The sequence below is a fragment of the Nocardia coffeae genome, assembly GCF_019890715.1.
Classification (GTDB): domain Bacteria; phylum Actinomycetota; class Actinomycetes; order Mycobacteriales; family Mycobacteriaceae; genus Nocardia; species Nocardia jiangxiensis.
Genome location: NZ_JAINZY010000034.1, coordinates 1 through 16,144, shown reverse-complemented (window position 1 = coordinate 16,144; position 16,144 = coordinate 1). Strand labels below are relative to the sequence as shown.

The window sequence follows — 16,144 nt, the reverse complement described above, 5'->3', positions numbered from 1 at the left end:
GGGGGGGGGGGGGGGGAGGGGGGGGGGGGGGGGGGGGGGGGGGGGGGGGGGGGGGGGGGGGGGGGGGGGGGGGGGGGGGGGGGGGGGGGGGGGGGGGGGCGGGGGGGGGGGGGGGGGGGGGGCGGGGGCCGGGGTAGCCGGTGGCTGGGCGATAGCTGGGATGGCTACCGAATAGCCCGCGGCGATCGGTAGGACGACAGCTGCGGACAGCGCCGCGAGCTTGAACCGGCGCGCACGGGCGCGTCTCGCACTCCCACTGCTCTCATACGCCACACCTGCCACAAAGGTTTTTCTACCGCTCGAATCACGTTTGAACGTGCCGACGCGCGGATAACACTATGAGTTGTCCATTCAACGACCGGGGATGTGCGGACAAACCGGCCGCAAACGACAACCGGCGCCGTGCACGAGGCACGGCGCCGGTCGGGGCAGTATCGCGTTACATGTCAGGCGTGCAGCGCGGCCAGGATGCCCGGACGGGCCTTGGCCAGCTCGTCCTGCCAGTTCCGCCAGATGTGGGTACCGGTGGCCGGGAAGTCGTAGGTGGCCGGGATGCCCAGCGACTGCAAGCGCGCCTGGAAGGTGTGCGTGCTGACCATCGCGATGGCCTCGAGCGCCATGGCGTTACCCGTATTGAACAGGCCCACAGCCGAACCCAGGTTGTCGCGCTGATCCGGCAGACCGCTGCCGGAGGAGATGAACATCGGCAGACCACGCAGCTGCGGGGCGAAGACCATCGGGTCCGAACGCAGCCACTGCGGGCTCCACGGCGCGGCCATCGAGTCGGCGTTGAAGCGTCCGGCGTCCAGCATCATGACGCGGATCGCCTCGCGCATACCCGGCGCGTTCCAGTTCAGCGGACCCGAGAACGAGGCCACGTACTTGAACTGGTTGCGGTGGAACGCCGCCAGGCGCAGCGCGGCCGGGCCGCTCATCGACAGACCCGCGACCGCCCAGTTGCTGTGCGAGACGCCGTAGTTCGCCAGGAAGTTGGGCAGTTCCTTGGTCAGGAACGTCTCCCACATGTAGGTGAACTTCTGGCCGTTGGTGTTACTCGGCCCCTGCCAGTCCGCGTACCAGCTGGACTGACCGCCCACCGGCATGACCAGCGTGACGTTGTCGTTACCGAACATCTGCTGCGAGTTGGTCTCGAACGACCAGGCGTTGCGATCGTCCCGGGCGCGCAGACCGTCGAGCAGCAGCAGCGCGGCATTGCCGCCGTGCCTGGCCCACTGCACCTGGACCTTGATCGGCCCCATGGAGGAGGGAACCATCAGCTCCTGGTAGCCGCCGGCCGGGGTGCGATGCACCGGGTGACCGACGATCGGGGACGCGGTGGCGACCGATGGAATTGCTGCTGCCGTCGCCAGCGGGAGCGCCAGCGCAGCGGCGCCGACGGCGAGAAGTCGCGCGCGCCAACCGAACCGAGCATTTCGCCGCCCTCTGGGGACTCCCGCCGAGGCGGGCGCCGAATCCGACGCCGGCGCTGCGGACCTGCCGAAACGCATGGATACTGCTCACTTTCTGCTGCTGTAGTCTGCTGTTGTAGGCGTACCGCATAACCGCAGTCGAACTGCTGCCGGCGGCACGGTACACACTCACCTCGGATCCCGATCTCCGAAGCGAGCGACGGCGCGTCTACGAGGTGGTCACACTTGCGCTCGCTGGACCATATTCGACCGATCCGCGGTTAGCAAGACGGGGGCGAACCCTTGTCCGAAATCCGCCCGAGACCTTTCGTAATCGTGCAGTGACCCTATCGCGTTCGCTCGGTTATGTCGCGGGAACCCTTCCCGGATCCAGGAATTCGCGGTAACTGCGAATCCGCTCGAACCACTCCGGCGTCGCCAATTCACCGATGCGAACGATCAGTTCCCAGGCACCACACAGTGCGGTCACTGTTTCCGAGGTGTTCACGTATCCGAATAGGCGCGCGGCACAACACAATCCGCACGCCTGCCGATCTCGTCGCGACCGGAACGGCATTCGGCCCGGAACCCACGAGTCCCGGGCCGGACGAACCTGATGGTCAGCCGATATTGCGCGACATGTCCGGAATCATCCGGTACGCCTCGTTACTCCAGTTGATCCAGTCGTGGATGCCGTAATTGGGGAAGGAGTACCCCACGTTGCGAGCGCCGAGAGTCTGCATTCGCACCTGGAACGCACGGGTGTTCAACAGCGCCAGGAATTCCAGCGGCATACCGCGAACCACGCGATCGGCCGCGGCGCCGACCGGCGGAGCCAGATCCGCCTGGTCGGGAATGGAGCTGCCCGCGGCGATCCACAGCCTCGTATTGTTCGCCACCAGCCGGGGTGCGAACACGAACGGATCCATCGCCAGCCACTTCGGACCCCACGGCGGCGCCATCGAATCCACGTTGTATCCGCCCGCGTCGACCATGGCGGTCCGGATCGCCTCGCGCATACCCGGCGCGGAAACGTTCAGATATCCGGAGTACGACCCGGCATAACTGAACTGGTCGGGGTGATACGCCGCGAGCATCAGCGCCGCGCTACCTCCCATGGACAGGCCGAAGGCGCCGTTGCGCGTGGCCCGGAAACCGAGCCGGTCGTGCAGCGCGTTGCGCAGATCCCGGGTCAAGAACGTCTCCCAGTCGTACCGGTAGGCCTTACCCGGTCCCGACATGAAGGTCTCGGTCGCACCCGATCCGGTGGCGGAACCGGTATTGGTCGGCGGCATGCCGAGGAACGAACTCGGCGCATTCCAGTCCGCGTAGAAGCTGGACTGGCCGCCGACCGGCATCACCACATTGATATTCCAGTTGGCCAGCACCTCGGCCACATTGGTCTCGATCTCCCAGCCATTGAGGTCCTGCCGGGCGCGCATACCGTCCAGGGCGTAGACGACGCGATCGGTATTACCGTCACGCGCCCGCAGGATCCGGGTCTTCACCGGTCCCATCTCCGCATTGTTCACCCAGAAGTCGAAGGCGTGCGGATCGAATGCCGCCGCGGCCCTGGGTACTTCGCCGTGTACCGCCAGACCGATGGGCATCGCCACGACCAATGCCGCCGCCATTGCCGTTCGGCCGAACCACTTCCGCGCCGAACGGCCGAACCGTCGGCCGGTGCTCGGTTGTCGGGCGCCGGGTGAACCGAATCCTGGCTTCGTGGGCGCAAATCGCATCGGGTCTCGCCTTTCGCTCGGGCACCGGTGCCCGCATACCCGCTCGCGGCCCGACACCCCATCTATTCGGACAACACAGACGAACTCCTCGGCGCATACGGTGCGCCGCCGTACTGCACAGATCTCGATACAGAAACGAGTATCGACCACGCTGTGTCCGATTGCCTCCGCTTCGCTCCGGCGTGTCAGTGTCTTTGGCCTCCGCTTTGCTCCGGCGGGTCAGTGTCTTTGGCCTCCGCTTCGCTCCGGCGTGTTCACGGCCCCCTGAGTCTCACCGGTCGGCCCCGTGTCGGGCACTCGTTCCTCGCACCCGCCACGCGTCCGACCGGCAAGACGGGCCGCGAACAGTATTTTTGGACTCCGCTTCGCTGCGGCGGGTTGACGTTGTCTGGCGTATCGGAACGAGGTGATGCTGAGTGTGGATCTCGGTAGGTGAGAGGGGGAACAGCACAATGGCCGCGTACGGAGAGATACTCCGTACGCGGCCATGTGCTGACCGGGGGTGATCAGCCGATGTTCGCGGAAAGGTCCGGAATCATCTTGCTGACCTCGGTCTCCCAGTTGTGCCAGTTGTGCACGCCGACCGACGGGAAGTCGTAGGTGACGTTCTGCGCACCGAGGCTCATCATGCGGATCTGGAAGGCCCGGGTATTGGCCAGGGCCAGCGCCTCGAGCGGTGAACCCTGGATGACGTCCATCGCGTTGGACACATCACCCGCGCCCGGAATACCGCTGCCCGCGGCGACCCACAGCCTGGTGTTGTTGGCCTTGAGCTGCGGCGCGAAGACGAACGGATCCATGTAGAACCACTTCGGGCTCCACGGCGGCGCCATCGAGTCGATGTTGTAGCCACCGGCGTCGATCATCGCCGCGCGCAACGCCTCGCGCATACCGGGTGCCGAGATGTTCAGGTAGCCCGAATACGCGCCCGCGTAATGGAACATGTCCGGGTGGTGCGCGGCCAGGGTCAGCGCCGCACTGCCGCCCATCGACAGGCCGAACACGCCGTTGCGCGTGGTCCGGAAACCGAGCCGGTCGTGCAGCGCGTTGCGCAGATCGCGGGTGACGAAGGACTCCCAGTCGTACCGGTAGCTCTTACCCGGGCCCTGTCCGAGAATCTGCAGTCCGCCGGAGCCGGACGACGAGCCCGAGGACGAACCCGAAGAACCGGCCTGCGGCGGAATGCCGAGGAACGAACTGGGCGAATTCCAGTCCATGTAGAAACTCGATTGGCCACCCACCGGCATCACCACGTTGATGTTGGCGCGGGTGAGCGCATTCGCGACGTTGGTGTTGATCTCCCAGCCGGACAGATCCAGACCGGCGCGCTCACCGTCGAGCGCGTACACCACGCGGTCGGTGTTGCCGTCGGCAGCGCGGAAGACCCGCGACTTGATCGGCCCCATGATCGATGAATCGACCCAGAAGTCGAATCCGGTGGGCGTGAACGCTGCGGACGCGGTGGTCGCCTCCGCCGCCGACATAGCCAGCGGCAACAACGTAGCCAACGCCAATCCGAGCGCCGAGCGCCTCATCCAGCCGGACCGACGCTCGTTACCCCGATTCAGCGACCGTCTCCGACGTCTTTCCTGCGCCCAACGCACAGTCACGCCTCGCATATCCTGTTCGGCCTTTCCCTTGTGCGGCCGGGCTCGGCCGCTTCGTGCGGGCCGTCCACCAGCGCAAGCATGCCTGCACCGCCGGACGGAAGTACTTCGGTGAGCTTATCGCGCGAACCATGCCGCAGCGTTACCAAAATGATACGAAGTGGCGGAAAACGCAGTTTAGAACCGATCGCCATCAGATCACGGCGTGCGCGTTCGGACAACCCGAGGTCACGATCGATGTCAGCGATGACCTGGACATTCGTCCGACCGGCCCGGTTCAGAACCGGGCCGGACCGCACGTCGAAATACACAGTCACTTCACAGCAACCGCAAGGACCGGACCTACTTCGGCGGTGTAAGCGCCGGCGGCGGCGGTGTAAGCGCCGGCGGCGGCGGTGTCGGCGCCGGATCGATCAGATGACAACGCTCGATCTCGTACTTGGGCACCCGATCGATGCGGTACTTCGAGAACGACCACGCCTGGATCAGGTTGTGCTTGAACCGCGAGCGCGTCAGCGGAGCCCGCGAGGAGGCCAGCAGATCCTGGGTGGCCGGGCAGGACAGCGCGGTGTGCGCCTGCATCGCCCACTTCTCGTCCATGTACCACGGCATCCACGGATGCCGGTCGACCATGCCGGTATCGGCCAGCGGCCAGTCCGGGTAGAGGTTCTTGTCGTGCCCGATGCGGCCGTCCGTCAGCCGGTCCGAATGCGCGGCCAGCGGATAGGCCAGGCCCTCCTGATCGATGACGCGCACGTCCAGCGGAACGTTCATGCTGGTCATGCCGAGGTTCAGGAAGTAGACGGTGTGACCGGCCCCGCCCTCCGGGATCGGCAGCGGCGGCGGTGCGATGTACCACATCATGAACGACGGCGAGTTCAGCAGCAGACCGCCGTCGGGGGTGTTGTCGATGTCGTCGACCATCGCCCGCATGCGCGGATAGTCCAGATAGTCCTCGGCCAGGATCGGATGATCGTGACCGCTGTTGAGCACGTAGTAGATCCGCTCGTCGACGATGCCGTCCGAGCTGATGCTCGCGCCCGCCTTGTTACCGGTGGTGTTCGAGGCGAAGAACGCCCAGGCGATCGTGGCCACCCAGACCACCGGCAGCGCGAACGCCCAATTCCGGTGCAGCGCACCGCGCGCGACCGCGCCGAACCGCCAGACCGGCAGCACCGACACCGGCAGCAGCAGCGTGAACAACTGCGGCAACAACATTCGGCCGTGCATGAAATCGCCGCCGACGCGCAGTTCGAAGGTGATCAGCAGCAGTGCGCCGACCAGGATCAGCGTGACCACCGCACGCGGGGTCCGCAACTGCTGCCGGATACCTTCGATCCGGCCGAGCAGACCCGGACGTCCGGCTGCCGCAGTCGATTCCGCATCGGTCTCGGCCGCGGACGCACGCTGCGCCCGGCGCGCGCGCAGGATCACCACCGCGACGATCGCCAGCACCAGCAGCGGAGCCCACAGGAAGTACGGCCCGCTCATATCCCACAGATATTTGAAGCCCTGCCCCCACTTCGCACCGCCCGCCTCCTTGGCGACCGCGGTGTTGGGCACCGGAAGTCCGTAGTACCCCATCCGCCAGATCTGATATCCCACCGGAACCAGACCACCGACCGCGACGATGCAGGCGCGCAGCAGAATCGGGCGCAACCGCGAGGCCGGCATCGGCGCGCAGAACACCAGCACCAGGGCCAGCCCGCCGAGAATGGTCATCTCCGGACGCACCACCCAGCACAGCCCGGCCCAGAACACCAGGCCGAAAAGGCTTGGCAGCCGGACGCGTTCGGCCTGGGACCAGCGCATCAGCAGATACCACAGCACGCCCAGCCAGAAGATGACCAGGCAGTTCTCCAGGCCGGAGGTGGCGTAGTCGCGGGCCGGGGGCATCGCGATGTAGACCACCGCACCGGCCGGGAGCAGCAATTGCGTTGCCGCACCGCCCCACAGCCGCGCCGCGCCCAACATCGCGAACACCACCGCGAGCAGCGAGAGCGTCAGCGCGGTGAACAGACTCACGTATTCCAGACGGGCGTGGGTGATCCAGCTGAAGAACCAGATCACATAGGTCCACGCGGCGCTGGTGTTGGTCTCCACACGGTCACCCACGTTGAAGACCGGGCCGTTACCGGCCATCAGATTGCGCACAGTGCGCAACACGATCAGGCCGTCGTCCGCGATCCAGCGGCGCGCCCAAGCGCCGCAGGCGAATACGACCACGGTGGTGACGATCCCACCGACGAATGCCAGGCGAGCGAACAGCGCGAAACGCCGTGCGGGATCACGTAGCCGGACGCGGTCGAGCGATTCGCTCGAACCGTCGGTCCCCTCGCGATCTTCCCCGTCTGCCAGCATCTCGTCAGGTGAGATAGACAGCGACACCTACCGCTCCGATCAAGGCGATGGCCAGGAACTGCAAAACGCGGTCGCCCAGCGCGATCTCTTCAGGTTCTCCGGCCTCGCCGCCATCGACGTCGACCGCGTAACGCAGGATTGCGATAGTAAACGGAATCATCGAGATCGCGTACCACAGGGTGCGTTTGTGATCGGTCTCGAACGCCCACAGGCCGTAGAACACCACGAGCGCGGTCGCCGACAGCGTCCAGACGAAACGCAGGTAGGTAGGCGTGTAGTACTGCAACGACTTACGGATCTTCGCGCCGGTGTCCAGCGCGATCTTCAGCTCGGCGTAGCGCTTGCCGGTCGCCATGAACAGCGACCCGAACGCCATGACCAGCAGGAACCACTGCGACAGATGGATATTCGCCGCCGCGCCGCCGGCCACCGCGCGCAGCAGGAAGCCCGAGGAGACGATGCAGATGTCCAGCACTGCTTGGTGTTTGAGCCCGAAGCAGTAGCCCAGCTGAATGCCGATGTACACCGCCATCGTGACCGCGAGCTGCCAGGCGGCGGCGAAGGAGATCAGCAGCGAGCCGACCAGCAGCACGACCGACAGCGCGAAGGCCAGATTGACCGGCACCACACCGGCCGCGATCGGCCGGAAACGCTTGGTCGGGTGAGCCCGGTCGGCCTCCACGTCCATCGCGTCGTTGATCAGGTAGATGCCCGAGGCCGCCATGCAGAAGACCACGAAGGCGACGCCGATATGCCAGCCCTTGGTCACATCGGCGATCGCGTAACTGCCGTCGGGCAGTTTGCCCGCCGCCAGCGGCGCCGCCAGCACCAGGACGTTCTTCACCCACTGACGTGGCCGCATGGTCTTGATCAGACCCCCGGCCAGGGTCTTGGGCGGGCCCTTGAGTACGGCTTCGTCGAGGTCGGTGCCGGTCGGCTCTTCACTCATTTCAGCGAGGGCTCTTTCCTGTGCGGTCACTGGCAAATCTCTTTTCGGCGGCTAGCACGGCGGCAGCTGACGCGGCGCCCAGCGCGGAGCCGGCGAGCACGTCGGAGGGATAGTGCACTCCCAGAACCATCCGGGAGAGCAACATCGGGGGCACGAGCACCGCAGGCAAGGGTAGCCCGGTCAGCCGTCCGAGCAACACCGCAGCCGCCGTGGTGGAGGTGGCGTGCGAGGACGGGAAACTCAATTTGCTCGGTGTCGACACGTTGACCTGCACCGACGGATCGTGCGGACGCTTGCGCCGGACGATCCGTTTGATGACGACCGAGGCCGCGTGCGAACCGAACGCGCCGACCGCCACACCCGCCCACTGCCGCCGACGCGGCTTGTCCACGAGTGCGCCGACCGCGCCGATCGCCATCCAGCCCAGCGCGTGCTCCCCGAAGTGGGACATTCCGCGCGCGGCGGAGATCACCGCCGGGTTGGACCCGATCGTGCCCTGCACGGCGTTGAGGACCTTGACCTCGGCCGACCTCGTCTGCGGATCGGGCACGACGTGCAGTCCGGGTGACCTACCGGTCACGTCGGAGGCTTCTGCGGTCATTTCGGATTCTCCTGTGTGCGCGCGGCCGGGGCGATACCGAAGGCATCCTCCCAAGCCGCGGTACTGGTCAGCTTCGCGTGCGCCGCACGATACTGGTTGCGCACCTCGGGGAAACGCTCGGCCAGTTCCCGACGCAACCGCATGGCTTCCTTGAACAGCTCGAGCGCCTTGCGCGGATCGCGCTTGCGGTACACCACGCCACGCCCGTCGGCGGTGGTGACGGTGACGCCGTCCACCTGCGAGAGCAGGAACCACCGCGCGTCGAGCGTGGGAACGTTCAGCTGCGGGGTGTCGTGGTGCTTCGGGTCGGCCTTGCGGACGTTGTGCAGCAGGCCCTTACCGAGCCGGGCCATCTTGGCGATCGGATTGCCCGGTTCGCCGACCGCGCCGACCTCGGCGTGCGAGGCCAGCGGCAGTTCGGTGGAGGAGGGCAGGACCACCGCGTCCGGATATTCCTTGCGCATGGCGTGCACCTTGCCCAGCGCGGTGGGCAGCAGGCCGAACAGCTTGTCGGGTCCGGCGAGGTAGTCGCGGATCGCCTCGTTCTGGATGGCGACCGTCGAATACTCCAGGCACAGCAGGTGTTTCAGGGTCGCCTTGATGGTGTTGACCACCATCGGGCGACCGTCGTTGGGCAGGTGCAGCGAGGCGACGACCAGCCGGTTGCGCAGATGGAAGTACGCCTGCCAGTCGATCGCGTCGTCCTTGTCGGACCAGGCCATGTGCCAGACCGCCGCACCCGGCAGGGTGACCGTCGGATAGCCGTGATCGCGTGCGCGCAAACCGTATTCGACGTCGTCCCACTTCAGGAACAGCGGCAGCGGCTGGCCGAGTTCCTCGGCGACCTTGCGCGGGATGACGCAGGTCCACCAGCCGTTGAAGTCCACGTCGATGCGGCGGTGCAGCAACTTGGAGTTGTCGCGGTCGCGCAGGGGGTTCTTGGAGAAGTCGTGGTCGTATTCCACGTTCGGGGCCGCGGTCCACATGAAGATGGAGCGGTCCACCACCTCGCCCATGGTGTGCAGGTGCGAACGCTCCTGCAGGTTGAGCATCTGGCCGCCGGTCAGGATGGGCGAGCGGGCGAAACGGGAGAAGGCCAGGGCGCGCAGGATGCAGTCCGGCTCGATCTCGATGTCGTCGTCCATGTAGACGATGTACTCGGCGTCGGTGGTCTTCAACGCCTCGTACATGACCCGGCTGTATCCGCCGGATCCGCCGAGGTTGGGCTGGTCGTGGAAGGCCAGCCGATCACCCAGCGGCACAGCGGCTTCGGCGAATCCGGGTTCGTCGACGACCTTGCGAGTGCCCTGGTCCGGAATGATGACCGCGCGGATCTTCTCCAGCACCAGCGGGTCCGAGCCCAGGGCCGCAATGGTTTTCACCGCGTCGCCGGGACGGTTGAAGGTGGGCATGCCGACCGCGATGGTGCCCGCGCCGGGCGCCTCGATCGGCGCGTACCAACCGCCGCTGCGCAATTCGACCGCCGAATCGGTGGTGATGTCGAACCAGATCCAGCCGCCGTCCTCGAACGGGGCCAGCTCGATCTCGAATTCCACCGATTCGGTGGCGATTGCGGCGGTCCGCTCGGCGTCCTCGTGTGCGGGATCCGCGGGCATCGTGCCGAATTCATTGCCCTGCACGTGAATTCGCGAACCGTCGGCCTTGGAGCGGTACACGTCCACCCGGCCGTGGCCGGAGAGCTCCAGCCGCAGCACCACCGAACTCAGCACACTCCAGCGCCGCCAGTAACTGGCCGGAACCGCGTTGAAGTAGGTGCAGAACGAGACCTCGGACTCCCCGCCGATCGACAGCGAGGTGCGCGAGATCGCGTGTGCGCGACGGGCGTTGGTCTCCGACTCCTCCAGGTAGAGGGTGCGCACGTCGAGCGGTTCGCCCGGACGCGGCAGGATGACCCGCTGTAGCAGCGAGATCGCGCGGGTGTGGGTGGGCATCTGTTCCAAGGTCGCTTGTGCGGTCATGTCACTTTCCTGCGGGCTTCTCGGGCACGGTTCACTGGTCCTGGGCGACCAGCGGTGCGCCGGATTCCAGGTGCGGGCCCACGATGTTGTCGAACATGCTCAGCGCGCTGCCGATCGCCATATGCATGTCCAGGTACTGGTAGGTGCCCAGACGTCCACCGAAAAGGACCTTGGCCGTTGCTGTTTCGTTCTTGGCCAGCTCGCGGTAGGCGACCAGTTTCTCGCGGTTCTCGGTGCTGTTGATCGGGTAGTACGGCTCGTCGCCGGTCTGCGCGAAACGGGAGAACTCGCGCTGGATGATCGTCTTGTCCGTCCGATAGTCGCGCTCGGGGTGGAAGTGGCGCGGCTCGATGATGCGGGTGAACGGCACGTCGCCGTCGTTGTAGTTCATCACCGAAGTGCCCTGGAAATCACCGGTGTTCAGCACCTCGGTCTCCAGATCGATGGTGCGCCAGCCCAATTCGCCCGCACTGTAGTCGAAGTAGCGGTCCAGCGGGCCGGTGTACACCACCGGGGCGTCCGGGCTCTGCGCGCGAATCTCCTCACGCACCTCGAACCAGTCGGTGTTCAGCCGAACCTCGATGAGCTCGGATTCGGCCATCTTCTCCAGCCACGCGGTGTAGCCGTTGCGCGGCAGACCCTCGTAGGTGTCGTTGAAGTAGCGGTTGTCGAAGGTGTAGCGGACCGGCAGGCGGGTGATGATGCCCTCGGACAGCTCCTTCGGATCGGTCTGCCACTGCTTGGCGGTGTAGTCGCGGATGAATGCCTCGTACAGCGGGCGGCCGATCAGCGAGACGGCCTTCTCCTCGAGGTTCGACACGTCCTCGGCGTTCACCTCGGCGGACTGCTCGGAGATCAGCGCGCGCGCCTCGTCGGGCGTGAAATAGCGGCCGAAGAATTGCGAGAGCAGGCCCAGACCCATCGGGAACTGGTACGCCTGCCCCTTGTGCATGGCGAAGACGCGGTGCTGGTAGCCGGTGAATTCGGTGAACTGGTTGACGTAATCCCACACCCGCTTGTTCGAGGTGTGGAACAGGTGCGCACCGTATTTGTGCACCTCGATACCGGTTTCGGGATCCGCCTCGGAATATGCGTTGCCGCCCAAGTGGTAGCGGCGTTCGACGACCAGCACCCGCTTGCCTAATTGGGTGGCGGCACGTTCGGCGATGGTCAGCCCGAAGAATCCGGAGCCGACGATGATCAGATCGAAGGGCGTTGCGGCGGTCACGGGTGCCCAGCGTATCGGAAGTCCGCGACGACGCCCGGTGGAGTAGCAGACTGCCTCCCGCCGACCCGCGCGACCGGCAGATTTCCGGCGTCCGACATCCGCATTTTGCGTGGAATTCGCGATCCGGGGAGAAATCGGTCATCCGGGCGGTATGACATGAGCGCCAATTGAACGGACGACCAGTTCACCCACCTTCGACGACGTCGTCACCTCCGCGGCCTCCGGGGTGCACACCGTGATCCCCGCGAACCGGCTCGCCGACTACGACCGTCAGGTGAACGACTTCCGCCGCACCATCGCCACGGTCCGCGTACACCGCGACGAACTGCCCACCGATCCGACGCACGGCACCGGACTCCTGGGGCACCTGGGGCACCTGGACGACCCGATCGTCACCTATCTGGTCGACGGGCTCGACGCGGTGCGCACCGGGCATCTCGACCACACGATGTCCGTCTGAACGGTTCGCTCGACGTGACCAGCCTGCTGCTCACCTGAGCGAATACGGTCGCCGGTTGGACCGGCGTCGCTTCGGCCGTACTCACCCCGCTCGGCATGGCCCAGAGCCTCGCCTTCGCCCCCGCCTTCTACGGTGCGCCCATCCGGCGTGGGTACTCCAGTCCATGTGCGCTGCATAGGGTTTCGCGATGTGATCGGTCCCGATCCCCGGCTGCGCACAACCGGGCCGGGATCATTCGAGCAGTCGAGCCCGGCGCGAAACCGACCGCATCAGTAGGGCGGGTACTGCTGCCGGCCGTACATCTGTGCGGGCTGCTGGTACTGGCCCGGGGAGGTCGGCTCGGCCGTGCGTGCCTCGATCCAACGCCGGGTCGAGCTCACCGCGGCCAAGCACAGCGTGAGGAACTCGATGGCGAACACGAGCAGGATCGATATGAGCAGACCGATCACGTCCCCCTGTGTGAGCGGGTTTACCACCAGGGAATAGATCATCCCGCCGATACCACCGACCAGGGTCAGCCCGCTCGTCCCGATGATCATGTACCGACCTGCGCGCCTGCGGAAGAAGAACAGTATCGCCGCGATGAGATACAGGCCGGTGAAGGTTGCCACGACAATCAATGCGACAACATCCCCGCTGCTGTTGTCGTAGCCTTCGTGCCGATCCGCACGGGTCGCAATGGTGCCCATGACGGTCACCGCCAAGCCGAGCAGCCCCTGGATGGTGGCGAGCACTCCGGCCGTGATCGCGGTGCCGCCAGCCGGCTTTCGCGCCGGACCGACCGGCTGTGGATAACCCGGTTGTGCATATCCGGGTTGTGGATAAGGTCCGTAACCCGAATTTCCGGGCTGACCGTACGGATATCCCACTTCTCCCCCTCTTGGTCCTCGAATGCGAACTGTACCGCGCTGATCACACCACACCGAGCGCCGAATTCGACACCGCCGAAGCATATTCCGCAGCACCGACACAGCGGTTGCCGATCTGCCCGCACCGGCGTCGGACGCAACCAGGGCACAGGATCGAAATCCTGTGCCCTGGTATATATTTCGCTGTCGAGCCGATCAGAAGCGAGGGTACTGCGGCTGCGCGTAATTGATCTGCGGCGGCTGCGGCGGGGTCACGCCACACCAGCGCTTGGTGCTCGAGGACAACGTCAGGAACAGCATGATCGCCACGATCAGCAGGCCGGGGATGGAGAAGGCCGCCGAGGCCGGGACGCCCGAGGCGAAGCCGATGATCATGCCGATCAGACCGCCGACCACACCGAGGCAGGACAGGGTGATCAGCAGGATCCGGCCGCCGTTCTTGTGGTTGAGCAGCAGGAATCCGCCGAGGAGGTACAGCACGGCGACGACCGCCTCGAGAATCATGCCGAAGTAGTAACCGCCCCCGTCGAAATCGCGGTGCGAGGCCGAGATGCTGGTCCCGTACTGGCTGTTCAGCGAGTCGACCGTGCTGTTGAGGTGGTCGATGGCCTCCTTGGCGACGCTCATGGCGTGCACGGTGTAGACGACGCCGCCGATGGCCAGCAGCGCGAGCACGATCGCCAGCACACCCGCGGTGATCGCCGTGCCGCCGCCGGTGGACGGCTGTGCATTACCGAACTGCTGGGGATTACCGATCTGCTGTGGAAAACCCTGCGGCTGAGGCATACCCGGCTGCTGGGGATAAACCGGCTGCTGCGGATGAGCAGCTTGTTGCGGATAGCCTTGCTGTGGATAACCTTGCTGCTGTGGATATCCCGGCTGTTGTGGATATCCCGGCTGCTGACCATAAGGCTGCTGGCCGTAGGGCTGAGGCTGACCGCCGCCATAACCAGGCTGGCCATATGGGTAGCTCATCGGGTTTCCTTTCCTCCCCTGATCTGGGCGCGAACTCTACCCCGCACGTCCGTCCCCGGGCGACCCGAAAAATTCCCGACCGGACCGCCGGACACCTCCCTTCGAACTGGGGTCGGCCGCACCCCTTGCCGCTGGTCCCGCACCCGGCGAACGCCGAATCCGGCTATCCCAGATGGGTTTCCGCGTAGGCGTACATCGCGGCACGAACGAATCGGTCGTGCCCTCGCCGTGCTTGTCGTAGTTCGCGGCGAAACGCGGGTCCGCGACGTACATATCGCCGAGTCCGGTGAATGCGCAGGCATCCGGCCGCCTGCCGCCCCAGCCGGCCGCGATCCAGTCGTAGTGACGTCGCGCGATCGCCTGCACCTGCGCACTGTCCGGTGTCAGACCGGCCGAATGCGCCCGGCCGTAGTCGGCGGCGATGTCGAGGTGGGTCTGCTCGAATGCCTTGCGGTCCGCCTCGCTCATCGAGCGCCACCAGGCGTCGCTGCTCTCGTACGCCTCCCTACCCCAGCGTTCGATCACCTCGTCCTTGTACCGGGTGTGGTCGAATCCGTCGAATGTCTCCTCCGCCATGAGCGGCTCACCTGCTTCCGTCTTGCGCAATGTTGTGTGCACCGACGCGATCTGCCGCGCGATCCGGTCCTGCTGCTGATGCAGCAGTTCCAGATGCGTACGCAATGCGGCCGTCGTATCCTGTTCCCCCGCAAGCACTTCGGCGATGACCGGCAGGCCGAGCCCGAGCTCGCGCAACAACAGGATGCGCTGCAACCGCACCAGGGATCCTTGGTCGTAGTACCGATAGCCGTTGGCCCCGACCCGACTGGGCGGCAACAACCCGAGCTGCCCGTAATGCCGCAGCGTCCGGCTGGTGGTCCCCGCCGCCCGAGCCAACTCCTGAATGGACCACTCACCCACGGCCACACCACCCGTTTTCCCTGATCACGTCGACGAACCCAGCATGCAAGTTGACGCTACGTCAAGGTCAAGGATTATTTCGCCGAACCCCACCGAACCCACAACCCGGCCCTCGAAGACGACCTCGAACACGCGAAGATCGCTACGCCGCAACGGATGTAGCTGAGGCAGCACCCGGAACGCGCAGGAGATGGACCTCCCGAAACGGACCCCGAACACGCGGAGATCGTCAGTCCGCCTACGGAGCAGGAGCGGCTGGAGCCGATGGAGCTGGGGCCTGCGCGGAGGTGGGAGCGGATGTCGCCTCGGCGGCTGGAGCGATGGGCGCCGCCGCGGCCGGAGTCGCCGCGCCGGGGTTCACGGCAGGTTCGATGTCGGACGGCGCCTGTGGAGACGGTGATTGCGCGGGCGCGGCCGGAGCCGCAGGTGTCCGAGTCGTCGCGGGGAATATCGGTACGTGCGCGACCGACGGTGAGGTTTGTGCCGAAGGGTCCTGGGCGGGAGCCGCCGGGGGGAGGTCGGCGACGGGGGCCGGCGACGGAGCTGCCGACGTCGTAGCCGGAGCCGCTGGGGTCCGAGCCGACTCTGCGGCTGGAGCGGGCGCCGGGACGGCTGGGGTGGGAACCGACGTCGCTGGAGCCTGTGCTGCCGAGGTCCCGCCCGACGCGGCGGCCGGTCCCGGAGCCGGAGGCACGACCGATGTCGCCGCGGGATCCGCTGGGGTGGGGACCGACGTCGCGGCGGGGGCCGGAGCTGCCGAGGTCGCGACCGGCGCTCCAGTGGGCGCGGCCGGGGTGGGGACCGACGTTGTGGCGGGAGGCTGCGCGGCGGGGGTCGCGACCGGCGCTGCGGCTGGCGGTGCTGGGGTCGGGGCCGATGTCGCAGCGGGATCCGGAGCTGTTGGTTCCGGAGCCGGTGCGCTACCCGGTGCGCGTGCGGGGACCTGCGCGGATGGGGCCGGGGCTGTGGCGGGGTGGGTTGGGGGGGGCGGGGGTTGTGGGGGGGTGTGCTGCGGGGGGGGGCGGGGGGGGTGGTCTGCCGGGGGT

13 protein-coding genes and 1 pseudogene are annotated in these 16,144 nt (G+C 66.4%); 1 reads left to right on the top strand and 13 read right to left on the bottom strand.

Annotated features, from left to right (window positions below; all coding sequences use genetic code 11):
- Window positions 1-446: 446 nt before the first annotated feature.
- The 10 genes from K7711_RS46580 to glf form a co-directional block, all read right to left on the bottom strand.
- Window positions 447-1,508 (bottom strand): alpha/beta hydrolase, encoded by a 1,062-nt coding sequence (locus K7711_RS46580; protein WP_222979531.1) that lies wholly within the window; start codon window positions 1,506-1,508, stop codon window positions 447-449.
- 265 nt (window positions 1,509-1,773) lie between these two features.
- Window positions 1,774-1,917 carry a hypothetical protein gene (locus K7711_RS46575; protein ID WP_222979529.1) on the bottom strand — a complete coding sequence of 48 codons (144 nt, stop codon included), beginning with the start codon at window positions 1,915-1,917 and terminating at the stop codon, window positions 1,774-1,776.
- 112 nt (window positions 1,918-2,029) lie between these two features.
- Window positions 2,030-3,043, bottom strand: coding sequence for an alpha/beta hydrolase (locus K7711_RS46570; RefSeq protein WP_235748885.1), 1,014 nt, complete (start codon window positions 3,041-3,043; stop codon window positions 2,030-2,032).
- Window positions 3,044-3,657: 614 nt separating this feature from the next.
- Window positions 3,658-4,686 (bottom strand): alpha/beta hydrolase, encoded by a 1,029-nt coding sequence (locus tag K7711_RS46565; RefSeq protein ID WP_235748884.1) that lies wholly within the window; start codon window positions 4,684-4,686, stop codon window positions 3,658-3,660.
- 71 nt (window positions 4,687-4,757) lie between these two features.
- The gene (locus K7711_RS46560; protein ID WP_222979525.1) at window positions 4,758-5,069 is read right to left on the bottom strand and encodes a hypothetical protein; all 312 of its coding nucleotides are present in this window, start codon (window positions 5,067-5,069) and stop codon (window positions 4,758-4,760) included.
- Window positions 5,070-5,100: 31 nt separating this feature from the next.
- Window positions 5,101-7,119 carry an arabinofuranosyltransferase AftB family protein gene (locus K7711_RS46555; protein ID WP_235748883.1) on the bottom strand — a complete coding sequence of 673 codons (2,019 nt, stop codon included), beginning with the start codon at window positions 7,117-7,119 and terminating at the stop codon, window positions 5,101-5,103.
- A 4-nt stretch (window positions 7,120-7,123) separates the two neighbouring features.
- Window positions 7,124-8,068, bottom strand: coding sequence for a decaprenyl-phosphate phosphoribosyltransferase (locus K7711_RS46550; protein ID WP_222979523.1), 945 nt, complete (start codon window positions 8,066-8,068; stop codon window positions 7,124-7,126).
- 1 nt (window position 8,069) lies between these two features.
- Window positions 8,070-8,669, bottom strand: coding sequence for a phosphatase PAP2 family protein (locus tag K7711_RS46545; RefSeq protein ID WP_222979521.1), 600 nt, complete (start codon window positions 8,667-8,669; stop codon window positions 8,070-8,072).
- Entirely contained in the window at window positions 8,666-10,648 is a 1,983-nt protein-coding gene (locus tag K7711_RS46540; RefSeq protein WP_222979519.1) for a glycosyltransferase, read from the bottom strand. The genes K7711_RS46545 and K7711_RS46540 overlap by 4 nt, the downstream gene beginning before the upstream one ends.
- Window positions 10,649-10,679: 31 nt before the next feature.
- Window positions 10,680-11,876 (bottom strand): UDP-galactopyranose mutase, encoded by a 1,197-nt coding sequence (gene glf / locus K7711_RS46535; protein ID WP_222979517.1) that lies wholly within the window; start codon window positions 11,874-11,876, stop codon window positions 10,680-10,682.
- A gap of 235 nt (window positions 11,877-12,111) precedes the next feature.
- Here glf and K7711_RS46530 point away from each other — a divergent pair, with 235 nt between their 5' ends.
- Window positions 12,112-12,336: a hypothetical protein gene (locus K7711_RS46530; protein ID WP_222979516.1), complete on the top strand. Its 225-nt coding sequence runs from the start codon at window positions 12,112-12,114 to the stop codon at window positions 12,334-12,336.
- Window positions 12,337-12,605: 269 nt separating this feature from the next.
- Here the strand turns inward: K7711_RS46530 and K7711_RS46525 are convergent, their stop codons facing one another.
- The 3 genes and pseudogenes from K7711_RS46525 to K7711_RS46515 all read right to left on the bottom strand — a co-directional run bounded on the left by K7711_RS46525 (window position 12,606) and on the right by K7711_RS46515 (window position 15,098).
- The gene (locus K7711_RS46525) at window positions 12,606-13,070 is read right to left on the bottom strand and encodes a hypothetical protein (RefSeq protein WP_222979515.1); all 465 of its coding nucleotides are present in this window, start codon (window positions 13,068-13,070) and stop codon (window positions 12,606-12,608) included.
- A gap of 330 nt (window positions 13,071-13,400) precedes the next feature.
- The gene (locus K7711_RS46520) at window positions 13,401-14,180 is read right to left on the bottom strand and encodes a hypothetical protein (RefSeq protein ID WP_222979514.1); all 780 of its coding nucleotides are present in this window, start codon (window positions 14,178-14,180) and stop codon (window positions 13,401-13,403) included.
- 163 nt (window positions 14,181-14,343) lie between these two features.
- Window positions 14,344-15,098 (bottom strand): annotated as a pseudogene (locus tag K7711_RS46515) (MerR family transcriptional regulator).
- Window positions 15,099-16,144 lie beyond the last annotated feature (1,046 nt).